14 protein-coding genes are annotated in these 16,430 nt (G+C 36.5%); 12 read left to right on the forward strand and 2 right to left on the reverse strand.

The annotated features are described in order from the left end of the window. The first annotated feature begins 54 nt into the window (after positions 1 to 54). The 10 genes from EO766_RS09815 (at position 55) to EO766_RS09860 (ending at position 11,592) form a co-directional block, all read left to right on the forward strand. Positions 55 to 2,118, forward strand: a complete 2,064-nt coding sequence (locus tag EO766_RS09815; protein ID WP_287100960.1) for a TonB-dependent receptor — start codon at positions 55 to 57, stop codon at positions 2,116 to 2,118. Positions 2,119 to 2,186: 68 nt separating this feature from the next. Beyond that, positions 2,187 to 3,347, forward strand: a complete 1,161-nt coding sequence (locus EO766_RS09820; RefSeq protein WP_287100961.1) for a sigma-54-dependent transcriptional regulator — start codon at positions 2,187 to 2,189, stop codon at positions 3,345 to 3,347. A 122-nt stretch (positions 3,348 to 3,469) separates the two neighbouring features. Further along, positions 3,470 to 5,005 carry a signal peptidase I gene (lepB, locus tag EO766_RS09825; protein ID WP_218331178.1) on the forward strand — a complete coding sequence of 512 codons (1,536 nt, stop codon included), beginning with the start codon at positions 3,470 to 3,472 and terminating at the stop codon, positions 5,003 to 5,005. A 99-nt stretch (positions 5,006 to 5,104) separates the two neighbouring features. Further along, positions 5,105 to 5,584 (forward strand): cytidine deaminase, encoded by a 480-nt coding sequence (locus EO766_RS09830; RefSeq protein ID WP_218331179.1) that lies wholly within the window; start codon positions 5,105 to 5,107, stop codon positions 5,582 to 5,584. A 379-nt stretch (positions 5,585 to 5,963) separates the two neighbouring features. After that, entirely contained in the window at positions 5,964 to 7,259 is a 1,296-nt protein-coding gene (locus tag EO766_RS09835) for an aminopeptidase P family protein (protein WP_218331180.1), read from the forward strand. Between the two features lie 27 nt (positions 7,260 to 7,286). Then, positions 7,287 to 8,057, forward strand: coding sequence for a CDP-alcohol phosphatidyltransferase family protein (locus tag EO766_RS09840; protein ID WP_074421081.1), 771 nt, complete (start codon positions 7,287 to 7,289; stop codon positions 8,055 to 8,057). Beyond that, the gene (gene purS, locus EO766_RS09845) at positions 8,054 to 8,326 is read left to right on the forward strand and encodes a phosphoribosylformylglycinamidine synthase subunit PurS (protein ID WP_074420570.1); all 273 of its coding nucleotides are present in this window, start codon (positions 8,054 to 8,056) and stop codon (positions 8,324 to 8,326) included. Before EO766_RS09840 ends, purS begins: the two co-directional genes overlap by 4 nt. A 7-nt stretch (positions 8,327 to 8,333) precedes the next feature. Then, positions 8,334 to 9,041, forward strand: a complete 708-nt coding sequence (gene rsmI, locus EO766_RS09850) for a 16S rRNA (cytidine(1402)-2'-O)-methyltransferase (protein WP_074420569.1) — start codon at positions 8,334 to 8,336, stop codon at positions 9,039 to 9,041. A gap of 32 nt (positions 9,042 to 9,073) precedes the next feature. Further along, positions 9,074 to 9,520: a PepSY-like domain-containing protein gene (locus tag EO766_RS09855; RefSeq protein ID WP_074421082.1), complete on the forward strand. Its 447-nt coding sequence runs from the start codon at positions 9,074 to 9,076 to the stop codon at positions 9,518 to 9,520. A 128-nt stretch (positions 9,521 to 9,648) separates the two neighbouring features. Then, positions 9,649 to 11,592 (forward strand): M1 family metallopeptidase, encoded by a 1,944-nt coding sequence (locus tag EO766_RS09860; RefSeq protein ID WP_074420234.1) that lies wholly within the window; start codon positions 9,649 to 9,651, stop codon positions 11,590 to 11,592. A 44-nt stretch (positions 11,593 to 11,636) separates the two neighbouring features. On the opposite strand, the gene rsmG is transcribed toward EO766_RS09860, so the two are convergent. Together rsmG and EO766_RS09870 are read right to left on the reverse strand one after the other, a co-directional pair. After that, positions 11,637 to 12,269, reverse strand: a complete 633-nt coding sequence (rsmG, locus tag EO766_RS09865; protein WP_074420233.1) for a 16S rRNA (guanine(527)-N(7))-methyltransferase RsmG — start codon at positions 12,267 to 12,269, stop codon at positions 11,637 to 11,639. A 25-nt stretch (positions 12,270 to 12,294) separates the two neighbouring features. Then, the gene (locus tag EO766_RS09870) at positions 12,295 to 13,419 is read right to left on the reverse strand and encodes a glycosyltransferase (RefSeq protein ID WP_074420232.1); all 1,125 of its coding nucleotides are present in this window, start codon (positions 13,417 to 13,419) and stop codon (positions 12,295 to 12,297) included. 141 nt (positions 13,420 to 13,560) lie between these two features. Between EO766_RS09870 and tgt the strand changes: the two genes are divergently transcribed. Continuing rightward, a complete protein-coding gene (tgt, locus tag EO766_RS09875) occupies positions 13,561 to 14,700 on the forward strand; it encodes a tRNA guanosine(34) transglycosylase Tgt (RefSeq protein WP_074417675.1) in 1,140 nt (379 codons plus the stop codon). A gap of 457 nt (positions 14,701 to 15,157) precedes the next feature. Beyond that, the gene (locus tag EO766_RS09880; RefSeq protein ID WP_074417676.1) at positions 15,158 to 16,261 is read left to right on the forward strand and encodes an LptF/LptG family permease; all 1,104 of its coding nucleotides are present in this window, start codon (positions 15,158 to 15,160) and stop codon (positions 16,259 to 16,261) included. Positions 16,262 to 16,430 lie beyond the last annotated feature (169 nt).

Here is a 16,430-nt window from a genome sequence, read left to right on the forward strand (position 1 = left end):
TGTGGGTTAACTTTAGGTTGCTAATCAATTAAAAAGCATATTGGTTTAATTTGCATGAAAAAATATTTCTATTTTATAGTGCTCGTAATTGTACAAAAAGCAACTGCACAAAACGAAGCATTGCCTACCTTTGGAAATGATACACTACAAGATGTAACGGTGCATGCCTTTATGCTGAATAAAAAATGGAAAGATGCGCCTGTTGCTGTGGCACTCATCAGTCAGGCCGATATTCAACGAAGTGCCCCCACCAGTTTATTACCGGTGCTTAATGCTGTTGCAGGTGTTAGAATGGAGGAACGTTCTCCAGGCAGTTATCGTCTTTCTATTAGGGGAAGTACCCTTCGCTCACCTTTTGGTGTTCGGAATGTGAAAGTATATTGGAATGATATTCCATTAACCGATGGTGGTGGCAATACCTATTTAAATCTGGTAGATGTGCGCCAGATCAACAATGCAGAAGTCATCAAAGGGCCTTCTTCCAGCGTATATGGTGCAGGTACCGGGGGTGTTTTGCTGCTCAATTCAGTACCCTCTTTCACATCAAAAAATCAAAGCCATTTTAATGTGGGTATTACCGGTGGTTCATATGGATTATTTGTACAAAATGCAGGATATACTTATCAAAATAAACAGTTTACTTCTTTGTTACAACAAAGCCATTTGCAATCCAATAGCTATCGTCAACAGTCGGCCGTTAGAAGAGATACATATAATTGGATAGCCAAATGGCAAACCGGTTCACAAATATTTGATGTGCTGGCATTTTATACCAATATGTATTATCAAACACCGGGCGGACTAACATTGGCAGAAATGTTAAAAAATCCCACTGCGGCAAGACCTGCAACAGGAACAACGCCGGGTGCGGTAGAACAAAAATCAGCTATTTACGATAAAACTGCTTTTGCAGGAATACATCATTCTATACAAATTAATTCATCTCTTTCGGCAGTATCAGTAGTTTTGGTGAACGATAATGTTATTACCAATCCCTTTTTAACCAAATACGAAAACCGTGATGAAATCAATACCGGCATATCGTCTAAACTCATTTATCAACACAAAATTGGAAATGCTGCTTTACAATGGGTAAACGGGGGAGAATGGTTATACAATCATTCCAGAATAGATGATTATGTAAACAATGGAGGGGTACAAGGCAATGTACAGTTTAAAGATAATTTGTTTGCCAGTCAATGGTATGTTTTTTCTCAATTACAGCTTAGCTGGAAAAAAATTACACTCAATGCAGGCGTAAGTTTCAATAATCAGCAATTGCAGTATCGACGTCTTACTGACAGCACCATGTTACATGATTTAAGTACCCAAAATCAACAGGTATTCACGCCTCGTTTTTCATTGGGTTATCAATTAACGTCATCTGTTTCGTGGTATGCCATTGCAGCCAAAGGATTTTCTCCCCCAACACTGGCAGAATTTTTCCCACAGGATAGAATTTTTCACAGTAAACTAAAAGCAGAATATGGCTGGAATATTGAATCCGGTATTAAAGGCAGTGCGTGGAACAATAGTTTACAATTTGATGTAGCAGCTTATCATTTTCAATTACAAAATGCCATTGTAATGCGGGTAAATGCTCAGGGGGCACAGTATTTTGTAAACTCCGGCGGTGCGCTCGAAAAAGGTATTGAAGTAACGGGCAAATATCGTTTATGGCAAAAGGCTTCAGCTTTTATCAGTCAGTTCAATATATGGGGCAGTTTTAGCTATCAGCCTTATTATTTTTCAGATTATAAACAGGGCAATAACAATTATACCGGCAATGCGGTAACAGGTGTTCCCAAACATATTACCAATGCGGGCATTGATATGGCCACAAAAAATAAATATTATCTGCATTTGCTGCTCAATGCTACTGCTGCTATTCCTTTAAATGATGGCAATACAAACTACGCAAATGCCTATCAAAACTTACAATTAAAAATGGGCAGGTATATCCATTGGAAACAGGCTAAACTCAATATTTTTTGTGGTATTGATAACCTGTTGAATCAAAATTATAGTTTAGGTAATGATATCAATGCATTTGGAGGGAGATATTATAATCCGGCACCCAGTCGGAATTATTATGCAGGAATAAATTTTAGCTGGTAGCTTTATTCCGTATCTGTTATGTGCAAACAGTAACTAACACTTATCTTAGCAAAAACTTACCAAAAATTATGTTTCAAATTCTCGTAATTGATGATGAACGTGCCATTAGAAGCGTTCTGAAAGATATTTTAAGCAATGAAGGATATAAGGTAGAGGAAGCTATCGATGGTGAAGATGGTTGGAAGAAATTTATCGCAGCCAATTATGATGTGGTATTATGCGATATTAAAATGCCCAAAATGGATGGCTTTGAATTTTTAACGAAAGCTTTGGAAGAAAAACCGGAAGTGCCCATTATCATTATTAGCGGACACGGTAATATTGAAACCGCAGTAGATGCTGTTAAAAAAGGTGCATTCGATTATATTGCCAAACCGCCCGACTTAAACAGGATGCTCATTACCATTCGTAATGCAATGGATAAAACAACTTTGGTAAAAGAAACCAAGGTATTGAAAAGAAAAATAGGTCGGGTTCAGGAAATTATTGGAGAAAGTGATGTCATCAAAAAAATTAAAGCTACCATTGATAAAGTAGCCCCTACTGATGCTCGTGTATTAATTACCGGAGAAAATGGAAGTGGCAAAGAATTGGTTGCCCGATGGTTGCATGAAAAAAGCAACAGAGCCAAGGCACCATTAATTGAAGTAAATTGTGCTGCCATTCCAAGTGAACTGATTGAAAGCGAATTATTTGGTCATGAAAAAGGTTCTTTTACTTCGGCCATCAAACAACGCATCGGCAAATTTGAGCAGGCCAATGGTGGTACGTTGTTTTTAGATGAAATTGGCGACATGAGCCTGCAGGCACAAGCCAAGGTATTAAGGGCATTACAGGAAGGTAAAATAACCCGTGTAGGTGGTGATAAAGAAATTAACGTGGATGTTCGGGTGGTAGCTGCTACCAATAAAAATTTGTTGGAAGAAGTAGAAGCAAAAAATTTCAGGTTAGATTTATACCATCGGCTGGGCGTAATATTAATACATGTACCTTCTTTAAATGAAAGAGCTGAAGATATTCCGCTGCTAATAGAAAAATTTTTGGAAGATATTGCCGAAGAATATGGCGAAGCCAAAAAAGCAATTGAAAAAAATGCAGTGTTGGCATTAAAGAATAAAAAATGGTCGGGCAATATTCGTGAATTGCGAAATGTAATTGAACGACTGGTAATTTTATCCGGTAAAACCATTACGGCCGATGATGTAAAAAATTATGCATTGGCCATGTAATGCAAGTTTGTATTTTGTTTAACAAAACTAAACTAAGCTTTGTAAACTTCATATTGCAAATCACATCATCATACAAACCAATGTATTACTGATGCATGATTTACTGTAACTAAAATATATTTATGGGTATAACATTATTTATTATTGGAATTATTGGCTGGCATGTAGGTATGTATGGTATGTTTAAAAAAGCAGGTATTGAAGCTTGGAAAGCATTTATCCCATTTTACAATACCTGGTTAATTACAGAAAAATGTAACATAAAAAAATGGTGGTTCTGGTTACAACTTATTCCCATTGCCGGGCAGTTCATTACAATATGGATTACTATTATTTTTACCATGTATTTTGATAAGTTTAATTTAATACACCATACGCTGGCGGTTTTTCTGCCCTTTATTTATTTTCCATATTTAGGTTTTTCGAAAGATGTGCGTTGGGTTGGCGAAAAAGCAGTAAAACAATACAAAAAATCGGTTGCACGGGAATGGATTGATGCGGCAGTATTTGCTATTGTGGCAGCTACCATCATCCGAACTTTTGTATTTGAAGCCTACGTAATTCCAACCGGTAGTATGGAGAAAACCTTAATGGTGCACGATTTTCTTTTTGTAAACAAAATGGCCTATGGCCCAAGAATTCCGGAAACGCCTTTATCTTTTCCTTTTGTGCATAATATTATGCCTTTCAGTGAAACAACCCCATCTTATTTAAAATGGATAGAATTAAAGTACATGCGCCTGCCGGGTTATGTGCCCATTAAAAGAAACGATGTAGTAGTATTCAATTTTCCTGAAGGTGATACCATTATTAATTTGCCCGGTTATGGTTCTGCCCAACCTTATTATGATTTTGTTAGAAGACAAGGAAGGGATGCAGTATGGCAACAATTTGGAGAACACATTTTAGTACACCCGATGGATAAAACTGATAATTACATTAAACGTTGTGTGGGTTTGCCGGGCGATACTATTCAGGTAAAAGAAAGTGTGCTGTATGTAAATGGGCAAAAGGCTATTCAGCCCGAATATTCGCAAACCACTTTTGTGGTGAAAACCAAGGGCAGACCACTTGATTTTGATATATTGAAAACCCAGTATAATATTGATGTGCGCAACGATGAAAAAACAGATCAACTACATGATGATTTGCAAAACATGTACCGGCAAAGTGGTGCCTATTATATGCCCTTAACACATAACGATGCCATGGCATTACAAAAAATACCCGATGTGTTATCAGTGGAGCGTTTCGTAATTCCTTTCGATTCTTCTGAAGCTGCCTACAGCATATTCCCTTATCAATTATCACGTGGTTGGGGTGTAGATAATTATGGTCCATTATATATTCCTAAAAAGGGTGCAACTGTTACGCTTACAACCGAAAACATTCCTATTTACAGGCGTTTGATTCATGTATATGAGCATCATAGCCTTGAAGAAAAAAATGGAACTTTTATTATCGATGGTAAACCACAAACGCAATATACCTTTCAATACAATTATTACTGGATGATGGGAGATAACCGCCACAATAGTCAGGACAGTCGTTTCTGGGGTTTTGTACCGGAAACAAATATTGTGGGAAAAGCATCACTCATTTGGTTTAGCTGGGATAATGGCCCCCGGTGGAACCGAATTTTTAAATGGATAAAATAGTTATCTTTATCCTCATATTTTTTTAAGTCCTTGTTACCTAAGTAACAAGGATTTTTTTATCGAATAAATTTAACCGCTTGAACCATAAAATATCTCGGAATGCAACAACAATATCAATTTAATTATCAGTTATTCCAACACATTCAGGAACTTTCTGAATCAGATGCACTTTTATTAGAAAAAGCAAGAATCAATACCAGTCTGGCTTATGCACCTTATTCACAGTTTCTTGTATCAGCAGCAGCCATGTTAAGCAATGGAAAAATAGTAACAGGAACCAATCAGGAAAATGTAAGTTATCCTGTAGGCATTTGTGCAGAAAGAAGTTTACTGGCATCTGCGGCAGCATTATATCCAAAAGCGCATGTGGTAACCATGGCCATTAGTTATCAATCGCTCAAAGGCAGTAGCAACAAACCTATTTCGCCCTGTGGTATGTGCAGGCAGGCTATTGTAGAACACCAAACAAGGTATCGGCAAACCATGCGTTTAATTTTAAGCGGACAAACAGGACTAATATTTGTAATTGAAAATGCAGCGGCCTTGCTGCCATTGGCATTTACCAGTAAAGAAATATAATGGAAGCCTAAAAAAGAGGAACCCCCGAAGAATCGGAGGTTCGATAATTATTTTGAAAAATTAACATTATGAATCAAAAGTACTGGGATACCTGTATACCTCATTGTTAAGAATTACAATTTCAGTATAATTTAATGGCTTTTAAACCACTATTCAGCATAAAGGTATCAATTATGTATTTTTTAATACAAAAAAAGCATAATATATTTTTGGTTTTAAATATATGTATGCAAAATGTGTAACGGTTTATAGCATCCATTCATGTAAGTGATGGTACAAACTATTGATTGAATTGCAGGATGTATAATCAGTAACCGTTCTATTTGATTGAATATTTTTTGGTATTAAAACTTTATCTTTCCACTTTAAATTTTTTTGTATGAAACACTTACCCTTGCCATCAAAACTATTTGAAGAAAATCGGCAACGCTTCATCAAGGCCATGCAACCCAACAGTATCGCCATATTTGTTAGTAATGATGCTTTCCCATCTAACGGAGACGCCTTACATGTATTTAAACAAAATAGTGATTTGTATTGGTTAAGCGGTATTACGCAGGAAGACTCAATGGTTATTTTATATCCCGATAATTCTGAAAAAAAATTTCGTGAAGTGCTCGTTTTGGTACGTCCGAATGATTTGAAGGAAAAATGGGATGGTAAGCGTTTAAGAGAAGCAGAAGCCCGGGCAATTTCCGGAATGGAAACTATTGTGTGGGCCGATACTGTTGATGCGCTATTGCAAGGTTGGATTCATGCAGCAGATACCATTTACTTAGATTCAAATGAAAACGATCGGAAAGCTTCCTTAATTCGCAGCAGTGAATATCGGTTTATTGATGAAATGAAGGCACTCTACCCATTACATGAATACAAACGGGCTGCTAAAATTTTAAAACAGTTACGCAGTATTAAAACAAAAGAAGAAGTAGCAGTAATTCAAAAAGCTATTGACATTACTGAAATTACTTTTAGAAGGTTATTGCAATTCATAAAACCGGGTGTTACTGAATATGAAATTGAAGCAGAAATTTATCATAGCTTTTTAAGTAACCGCGCAGAAGGCCCTGCTTACCATAGCATCATTGCCAGTGGCGATAATGCCCGAACATTACATTATGTTTTCAATAATCAGGAATGTAAAGATGGGGATTTGGTATTGATGGATTTTGGTGCGGAATATGGGGGCTATTGTGCCGATTTAACCCGTACAGTTCCTGTTAATGGTAAATTTACCAAACGTCAGAAAGAAGTGTATAATGCCTGTTTACACCTTCATAATTACGCTAAATCTATTTTAAAACCCGGAATACTTTTGGCAGATTATCACAACAAAGTAGGAGCGGAAGCCACCAAACAGTTTATAAAAATTGGCTTACTATCCAAAGCCGATGTAAAAAATGAGGATAAGAATAATCCCGCTTATCGAAAATACCTGTATCATGGCATCTCACATCATTTAGGAATTGATGTGCACGATTTGGCCAATAAACACCAACCGGTTACTGCCGGAATGGTATTTACCGTTGAGCCGGGTATTTATATTGAGCAAGAAAAAATGGGTATTCGTATTGAAAACAATGTTTGGATTACCAAAAACGGTAATACCGATTTAATGAAAAATATTCCTGTTACCGTTGAAGAAATTGAAAAATTAATGCATATTAAAAAATAATATTTATATAGCTTTTATACAGCCATTATGCGTAAACAAATTCCCAATGCTTTTACAATATTGAATCTGCTTTTTGGCTGTTTTGCCATTGTAGTAATACTGCAACCGGGTTTAATGTTAAGTGTAGATGAAACCGGCCAGCAAACTATTGAAATACCACAAAAAATTTACTGGGCTTCTGTTTGTATTGGTGTGGCTGCATTGGTTGATTTTTTGGATGGTATGGTAGCACGTGCATTGAAAGCCAGTTCAGAAATGGGGAAACAATTAGACTCCTTAGCCGATGTGGTAAGTTTTGGAGTGGCACCCGGCATGATATTGTTTGAATTTTTAAAAAGAGCCTACGCAGCTCAACCCAATGGATTAGATGTTTCCATTCTTTGGTTATTGCCTGCTTTTTTAATACCCTGTGCCGGAGCATATAGATTAGCAAAGTTTAACATTGATACAACACAAACGCATTATTTTAAAGGCGTACCCATTCCGGCAGTAGGTATTTGCATTGCTTCTTTTCCGCTTATTTATTGGTTTTCGAATACTGCCTGGATGATTGAGTTAATGGTGAATAAATGGTTTTTATACAGTTGTGCAGTTGTATTGAGTTTTTTGATGGTATCAAAAATGCCTGTAATGGCATTAAAATTTAAAAAACTTTCTTTTGCTGCTATATGGCCTTTCATAATTATTGTTGTTGTTGCAGTGGTGAGTGCATTGTTTTTAGGATGGATGGCTGTGCCGGTTAGTTTTATCGCTTATGTAGTTTTATCTTTGCTTTTAAAACAAAGGATAGTATCATGATATACCATGTTCAAATTAAGGTAATGCCTTTAAAAGATTTATTAGATCCACAGGGAAAAGCCGTATTAGGCGGTTTGCATAATCTCGGCATACTGGCGGTAAACGATGTAAGGGTGGGCAAACATATTACCCTGCAAATTGAAGCTGATTCTGAGAATACTGCAAAAAGTATTGCTGAGGAAGCCAGTAAAAAATTATTGGCCAATCCGGTAATGGAATTTTATGAAATTGAAATGATTCATTCAGGCATAAATAAAAAATTTTTATAAGCCGGCTATGGATGCTGAACAACAATTGCAACGAACCAACCAATCCGTAAGGCTCTATCTTGTACCAACCCCCGTCGGCAATTTAAAAGATTTTACGTATCGCTCCGTTGAAGTGTTGCAACAGGCAGATGTTATTTTGTGTGAAGATACGCGCACCTCTTCCCGCTTACTGCAGCACTATGGCATTCAAAAACCGGTATCGCCATATCATCAGCATAATGAACATAAAATAGTAGACCATTTGGTTACGCAAATGCTATCGGGTAAAGTTTTTGCATTAATTACCGATGCGGGTACGCCAGGTATTTCCGATCCGGCTTTTTTACTGGTGCGGGCCTGTGTGCAGCAGCAAATTCATGTAGAGTGTTTACCCGGAGCCACAGCTTTTGTTCCTGCATTGGTGGTAAGTGGTTTACCAACCAATCGGTTTGTATTTGAAGGTTTTTTACCACCTAAAAAAGGAAGGCATACTTTGCTTTCCAAGTTGGCTTTGGAAGAAAGAACCATCATACTGTACGAAAGTCCAATGCGATTGCAAAAAACATTACTTGAATTAATCACCTATTTCGGCGCTGAACGCCAATGTTCAGTAAGCAGAGAAATTTCTAAAATGTTTGAAACCCATGTGAGAGGTACTTTACAACAAGTGCATGATTGTTTTCAGCAACAAGTTGTAAAAGGCGAAATTGTTATAGTAATTGGAGGTATATCCTGATAACAATATTTTATTCAATTAAAACATTATCCATGAAACGTATTATGAGTTTTTTATTTGTTATTGTATTGTTGAGTTCGGTTCAAGTGCAGGCTCAATTTCGTAAAATACCGGCAGAGGTAACTGAAGCCTTTACTACACAATTTCCACATGCCACCAAATTGAGTTGGAAAGATAATATTACCAACTTTCAGGCAAATTTTAACAATGGCGATACGTTGATGCAGGTAAAATACAATAACAAAGGCCAATGGTTAGAAACCATTTCAAAAATGCCATACGACCAGTTGAATGATGCCATAAAAGATGGATTTGATAAAAGCAAATTCAACGATTGGGAAATTGTATTGGTACAGAAAATAACTTCATTAAACAATGAACTGCTTTACAGGATAGAAGTTCGTAAAAATGCATTTCGCAAAACCTTTCTCTATTTTAGTCAGAAAGGTCAACTTCAAAAAGATATACCGGCACTGTAAATTTTATTTGTAATAAAAATTTTACCTTGCCCAATAGCATTCATAAATTGAAAATGATTTTAATTTTTTATAAGATGAGGTTGAGTTTCTGTTAGAACATTCATTGATTTTTTAAAATTTTACGGCATATGATGAAACAATTTTTAGCCATTCTATTCATTGTTGGCATTGCACAGCAAGCTTTATATGCACAGCCCGATCGCTGGCAGCAACATATTTATTATCAAATTGATGTACGTATGAATGTGGTAACCAACAGGTTTACCGGTACTGAAAATATTGTATACACCAATAATTCACCTGATACTTTGCATCGTGTGTTTTTTCATTTATACTGGAATGCGTTTCAACCCAATAGTAGTATGGATGTTAGAAGTAGAGAACTGGGTAAAATTGCTACCCGCCAGGATCGCAATGGTAACCCCATACCTGATTGGGATGAAAGAGTGAAAGATCGAATCAGTAAACTTGAACCAAATGAAATTGGGTATGATAGTGTAATCAGTATTGTTATTAATGGTGTAGAACAAAAATTAATTTATCATGAAACCATTTTAGAGGTGCCTTTATCTACTCCAATATTGCCTAACAGTAAAACCAATATGAAGGTAGTGTTTAAGGCGCAGGTGCCCATTCAAATTAGGCGTAGCGGACGCGATAATGCTGAAGGTGTGCGTTACAGCATGAGCCAGTGGTATCCTAAAATGGTAGAATATGATTATCAGGGCTGGAATGCCAACCCTTACATTGCCAGAGAGTTTTATGGCGTATGGGGCAATTTTGATGTTAAAATTACCATTGATAAACATTATATGGTGGCTGCTACGGGTATATTGCAACATCCTGATGAAATTGGTTTTGGCTATGAAAAGCCGGGTATAAAAGTTCCGGAGCACAAGGGCAATACCATTACCTGGAATTTTATTGGTAATAACGTGCACGACTTTGTGTGGGCTGCAGATCCTGATTACAGGCATTTATCTAAAAAAGTTAGACCAGGGTTGGTATTAAATGTTTTTTACAAAGCAGGAGATGCTCATACTGACAGTGCCTGGAACAATGTGCTATGGTCGGCAGAAAAAGCACTACCTTATATTGAAAAACGTTTTGGCGCTTATGCCTATCCACAATATTCTTTTATTCAGGGTGGCGATGGGGGTATGGAATATGCCATGGCTACTTTAATAAAAGGGTCTGGTTTGGGTACTGTTTTTCATGAATGGATGCATAGTTGGTATCAGCACATGCTGGGTACCAACGAAAGTTTATATCCCTGGATGGATGAAGGTTTTACTACTTATGCAGCCTCTGAAGTGATGGCATGGTATAACCAGAATATTGCACAACAATCGCCTTATACCAGCATTCCCGTTAAAAATTATATTAAAAACAGAGTAATGGAAGATGTTGAAAAGTTGCCTAAAAATCAATATGATAGCTATATGGGGTATTTTGCCTTAGCCAGAAGTCCTTATGAAGAACCCATGAGTACACATGCCGATCATTATAATACCAACTTTGCCTATTCGTTGGCTGCATATAGTAAGGGGGCAGTTTTTCTTGAACAATTAGGATATATTATTAGTGATAGTTTGCGAGATAAAGTTTTATTGGCATACTACAATACCTGGCGGTTTAAACATCCCAATGCCAATGATTTTATAAGAGTAGCTGAAAAAGTTAGCAATATTGAGTTGGAATGGTATAAAGAATATTGGGTGTATACTACCAAAACAATTGATTACGGCATTGGAGATATTAATGTAGTGAATGGCAAACCACAAATAACTTTAAAACGTATTGGCAAGATGCCCATGCCCATTGATGTATTGGTAACTTATAAAGATGGAACCAGTGAGCTGCATTATATACCCATGAGCCTGATGTATGGTATAAAGCCTGCTGAAGATACAATACCCAGAATTATACATGAAGAATGGCGCTGGACACATCCTGAATACAATTTCACCATCAGCAAAAGTATTCGTGATATTAAGAGTATAGAAATAGATCCTACACAGCGTATGGCCGATGTAAACCGTAGCAATAACAAATTAGTAATACCTGAATAATTGATTGGATTGCATAGAATAGGAGGCACATAAAAAATTGCTTCCTATTTTTTTACATGTACTATATATTTTTCCTGAAAATAGGGTTCAGGAAAAATATCATAAATGCTGTATAGAGAGGGGCGGGTTAAACTTTCTGAAATTTCCTGATGCAAATCACCGCCTTTCAGACATATTAAGCCATTTGCCAAATTATCGGCAGTAACGGTATTCCCTTTTTTAAGGAGTGGTTTACTCCATTGCCATAAGTCTTTCAATGGTGCTACTGCACGGCTTATGGCAAAATCAAATTTTCTGTTTTTAATTTGTTCTGCACGGGTATGTTGTGTAGTTACATTATGAATTTGGGCTCCTTCACAAACAGCCTGTACTACAGTAAGTTTTTTAGCAATACTGTCTACCAAATGAAAATGAACATCGGGAAAAAATATGGCTAAAGGTATTCCTGGAAACCCGCCACCGCAGCCAATATCTATTATTTCCATACCCGAATCAAAATTGGTAATGGTAGCTATACTTAGTGAATGTAATACATGGTGTAAATAAATACTGTCTATATCTTTTCTGGAAACAACATTTATTTTTTCGTTCCATTCTTTATAAAGAGGCGCCAATGCCATAAGCTGATGCTGCTGTTGAGCTGTAAAATCAGTAAAATATTTTAAAATATTATCCATACAATAAAATTATGGAGCATTCAAATTAGCTCCATGTTTTTTTCGGCTTTTTCCATAATGCCGGGAAAAATAATATATAATAAAAAAACATCCAGATATCAAACAACAAATACATGGGCCATAAATCTTTTTCGTTTAATTTTTTCATGGCATTAAAATAAATAATACCCTGAATCAATAAACGTAATCCAAATACAGCCAGTGTTAGCCACCAGTTAAACAAAATAATACTGGCTGCTAATAATGGATAAATCCAAAAAAAACTAAAAGTATACAATCCCAGCCAGAATTTATGTTTGGCTTTATAATATTTAGAAGTAGAATAATGCCTGTTTTTTTGTTTCATCCAGTCACTCCATTTTTGTTTTGGCTCACTCAATGTAAAAGTATCCGGATCAATCACTACTGCGGTATTGTTTTTCCTGGCTACTTTATTAATAAATAAATCATCATCTCCTCCGGGTATCTGATTCATGGACGAAAAACCTTTGGTTCTAATAAATACATCCCGCTTATAACTTAAATTTCGCCCAACACCCATATACGGCATGCCGGCCAAAGCATAGGAAAAATATTGCAGTGCGGTATGAAATGTTTCAAAACGGATAATTTTATTCAGTAATCCCGGTTTTTTATGATAGGCTCCATAACCCAATACAATTTCAATTCCATCATCATAAGCAGCCTGCATTTTTTGAATCCATAATTCGCTGGCAGGAACACAGTCTGCATCAGTCAGTAAAAGGTATTCATAACGGGCGCTTTTAATGCCCATCGATAATGGGAATTTTTTACCGGCAATGAGTTTTGCTTCCTGCGTCAGTTCTATGTGATGAATATGCGGAAATGCTGCTTTTAATTCATCTAAAATATATTTTGATTCGTCGGTTGAATTATCATTCACTACAATTATCTCATGTATGGCATTGTATTCCTGTACCAGAATGCCAGGTAGGTTTTTTACCAAATTAGCTGCTTCATCTCTGGCACAAACAATAACAGAAACGGGTTTTTCTGCCTGCTCTGAAAAATCTTTGTTTTTATAAAATGCAGTTTTGCTAAATAAAAATAAATAATATAAAACTTGTATGGCAATGCAAGTGCAGAATGCAACAAAAATAAAGAAAGGTAAGGGTAAAGGTATTGTCATTATGCAAAAATAGCTTTCCCAATAACTTGCTTTAGTTGGTTGAACGCTTTGTGGATAACAATTGCTTAACCTGTAGTTATTTACAGGCAATCTGTATAATCTTGTTTTAAAAAACGGCCATACACTTATTTTTGCAAACTTATGCCGCAACTTCAATTTAGTATTCAGGAAACAGATGTTGCCTGTGCTGCCCGTGCCGGTACAATCATTACTGATCATGGTAGTATTCAAACTCCTATTTTTATGCCGGTTGGAACGGGTGGGTCTGTTAAAGCCATTACGCAGCAACAATTGCAAGATGATATTCATGCACAAATTATTTTGGGCAACACCTATCATTTGTATTTAAGGCCTGGAACCGATATTTTACAACAAGCCGGTGGATTGCATAAATTTATGGGTTGGAACCGGCCAATCTTAACCGATAGTGGTGGTTATCAGGTGTTTTCATTGGCTACCCAGCGAAAGATTAAGGAGGAGGGTGTTACTTTTCAATCGCATATAGATGGCAGCAGGCATCTTTTTACACCTGAATATGTAATGGATATACAACGCAGTATCGGGGCAGATATTATTATGGCTTTTGATGAATGTCCGCCTTATCCTTCTGATTATGCATATGCAAAGAATAGCATGGAGCTTACACATCGCTGGTTGGATCGGGGTATTGCCCGGTTAGCCGAAACCCCCGACTTATATGGCTATACACAAAATCTATTTCCCATTGTTCAAGGCGGTACATTCAAAGATTTACGAACTGCTTCCTGTGCATACATTGCGTCAAAGCAGGCTGCGGGTAATGCTATTGGAGGATTATCTGTAGGGGAACCTGAAGAGATGATGTACGATTTTACTGCTTTATGTTGCTCAATTCTGCCTTCAGAAAAACCACGATACCTGATGGGGGTAGGAACCCCCTGGAATATTTTGGAAGGAATTGCTTTAGGAGTGGATATGTTTGACTGTGTAATGCCAACCCGAAATGGCCGGAATGGGATGCTTTTTACCTCAAAAGGTATTATTAATATTAAAAATAAAAAATGGGCTACCGACTTTTCGGTTATTGACGATGGTATACCCGCATCCATCAGCAATTATTATTCAAAAGCATACTTGCGCCACTTATTTGCAGCAAATGAAATTTCAGCTTTGCAAATTGCCAGTTTACACAACCTTTCATTTTATTTATGGCTGGTTGCTGAAGCACGTACACAAATACTGCTGCGTAACTTTAATCCATGGAAGCAGGAGATGGTACCAATCCTAAAACAACGCTTATAAAATCATCATTCCATATGGAATGTAGTATTGGGGTTTCATAAAATTGTAACCGAAATTATACATATAAATTTTTTAAAACAAATGTGAACAATTGAAATACTAATTCATTACTTATCCACCAACTCTTCTTTTGTTTTGTATTCCGGCAAAATAAAATTAGTTTCATACTACATTACTAATCTGTTACCTGTGAAATGCATTTCCCCCTACATCCATTTTAATGGATGTTTTTTTCTCTGCTGCCGTCCATGGGGTTTAACAGCTTGTTGCCCATTGGTATATTTTCTCCCATTATCTTTGTGCCCATTGTTATTTGTATTACATCAATAAATTGATATTGGTGATGAATCAAAATCATTTCAACAATAATTGGAAACAATTACAGTAAATGAGTTGATTTTAACCTACACCCATTGCAAAAGCTTTAGTGCTTGTTTGTGCGGGAAATTAGAAAAGTATGAAAAAGATAGACTGGTATATTATTAAAAAATTTTTGTCCACCTTCTTCTTTTCCATTTTTTTATTTACCGTAATTGCCGTTGTTGTTGATATTAGTGAAAAGGCCGATGATTTTGCCAAATCAGGGTTAAGTGCCAGAGCCATAGTAAGCCAGTATTACTTTGGATTTGTTCCCTATATTCTTGCATTACTCTTTCCATTATTTATATTTATTGCAGTTATTTTTTTTACTTCCAAAATGGCCGGCAGAAGCGAAATAGTGGCTATTTTGGCCAGTGGTACTGCTTACAATCGCTGGTTGCGGCCTTATTGGATGGCGGGTATTCTATTGGCGGGTATTCTATTGGTTTCCAACTTATACATCGTTCCAAAAGCCAATGTTATCAGAGGAAATTTTGAGGCCAAATACCTTGATCCCAATTCTTCCTATGAAAACCTTACCAAAAGCAGAAACGGCAGTGGTAGTGATTTTTATATGAAAGTAGATTCATTTACCTATGCCGGTATTTATAATTATGATACCATTAGCAAAAGAGGTGGCCCCATTTTTTTAGATGAAGTTCGGAACAACCAAATGGTTAAAAACACCCGTGCAGAAGGCATTTCATGGGATACCCTTACCAAAAAATGGAAATTGGAATATGTTATTGAACGTGATATATTACCACTGGGTGAAAATGTAAGAATGCTGCCTGCATTGTATAAAAATTTAAACTTTACTCCAGTTGATATTCGACAGGATAAGTACACAAAAGATAAATTAACCTCGCCGCAATTGGCCCATTTTATTAAACTGCAGGAATTACGAGGTGCCGAAGGATTAAACGAACTAAAAGTAGAGGCAGGCAGAAGGTATGCCACGCCAATAACCGTTATTTTATTAACCCTGATTGGTGCTATCGTTGCCGGCAGAAAAGTGCGTGGCGGCAGTGGCTTGCATTTAGCCGTAGGATTTGTAATTGCTGCTTTATTTATTATTACAGATAAATTTTCAACCATTTTTTCAACCAAGGGCAACTTGCCCCCTGAAATTGCCTCCTGGATTCCTAATATACTGTTTTTATTTGTTGTGTTTTATTTATACCGCAAAGCACCCAAGTGATTCCGTTTATCAATTTCTTGTTATAAACAGGCAACTTACTGTTATTTGTTTTGTTACAACAATGAAGTTCTTTTACCTTTATAGCCGCTAATTATCATATTAAGGGTAGCAGTAAATTGCTAATTGTAATTCAACCATTATTGCTTAGCCACAATGCTGCATTTTTTTA

This window comes from Hydrotalea sp. AMD, assembly GCF_004100315.1.
GTDB lineage: Bacteria > Bacteroidota > Bacteroidia > Chitinophagales > Chitinophagaceae > Hydrotalea > Hydrotalea flava.

What these genes read in the sequence shown, in the direction of transcription:
- EO766_RS09835 (WP_218331180.1), top strand. Translation starts at nt 5,964, where the DNA reads ATGAAACACTTACCCTTGCCATCAAAACTATTTGAAGAAAATCGGCAA.
- EO766_RS09855 (WP_074421082.1), top strand. Translation starts at nt 9,074, where the DNA reads ATGAAACGTATTATGAGTTTTTTATTTGTTATTGTATTGTTGAGTTCG.
- lepB (WP_218331178.1), top strand. Translation starts at nt 3,470, where the DNA reads ATGGGTATAACATTATTTATTATTGGAATTATTGGCTGGCATGTAGGT.
- rsmG (WP_074420233.1), bottom strand. Translation starts at nt 12,269, where the DNA reads ATGGATAATATTTTAAAATATTTTACTGATTTTACAGCTCAACAGCAG.
- purS (WP_074420570.1), top strand. Translation starts at nt 8,054, where the DNA reads ATGATATACCATGTTCAAATTAAGGTAATGCCTTTAAAAGATTTATTA.
- tgt (WP_074417675.1), top strand. Translation starts at nt 13,561, where the DNA reads ATGCCGCAACTTCAATTTAGTATTCAGGAAACAGATGTTGCCTGTGCT.
- EO766_RS09815 (WP_287100960.1), top strand. Translation starts at nt 55, where the DNA reads ATGAAAAAATATTTCTATTTTATAGTGCTCGTAATTGTACAAAAAGCA.
- EO766_RS09830 (WP_218331179.1), top strand. Translation starts at nt 5,105, where the DNA reads ATGCAACAACAATATCAATTTAATTATCAGTTATTCCAACACATTCAG.
- EO766_RS09840 (WP_074421081.1), top strand. Translation starts at nt 7,287, where the DNA reads ATGCGTAAACAAATTCCCAATGCTTTTACAATATTGAATCTGCTTTTT.
- EO766_RS09860 (WP_074420234.1), top strand. Translation starts at nt 9,649, where the DNA reads ATGATGAAACAATTTTTAGCCATTCTATTCATTGTTGGCATTGCACAG.
- EO766_RS09870 (WP_074420232.1), bottom strand. Translation starts at nt 13,419, where the DNA reads ATGACAATACCTTTACCCTTACCTTTCTTTATTTTTGTTGCATTCTGC.
- EO766_RS09880 (WP_074417676.1), top strand. Translation starts at nt 15,158, where the DNA reads ATGAAAAAGATAGACTGGTATATTATTAAAAAATTTTTGTCCACCTTC.
- rsmI (WP_074420569.1), top strand. Translation starts at nt 8,334, where the DNA reads ATGGATGCTGAACAACAATTGCAACGAACCAACCAATCCGTAAGGCTC.
- EO766_RS09820 (WP_287100961.1), top strand. Translation starts at nt 2,187, where the DNA reads ATGTTTCAAATTCTCGTAATTGATGATGAACGTGCCATTAGAAGCGTT.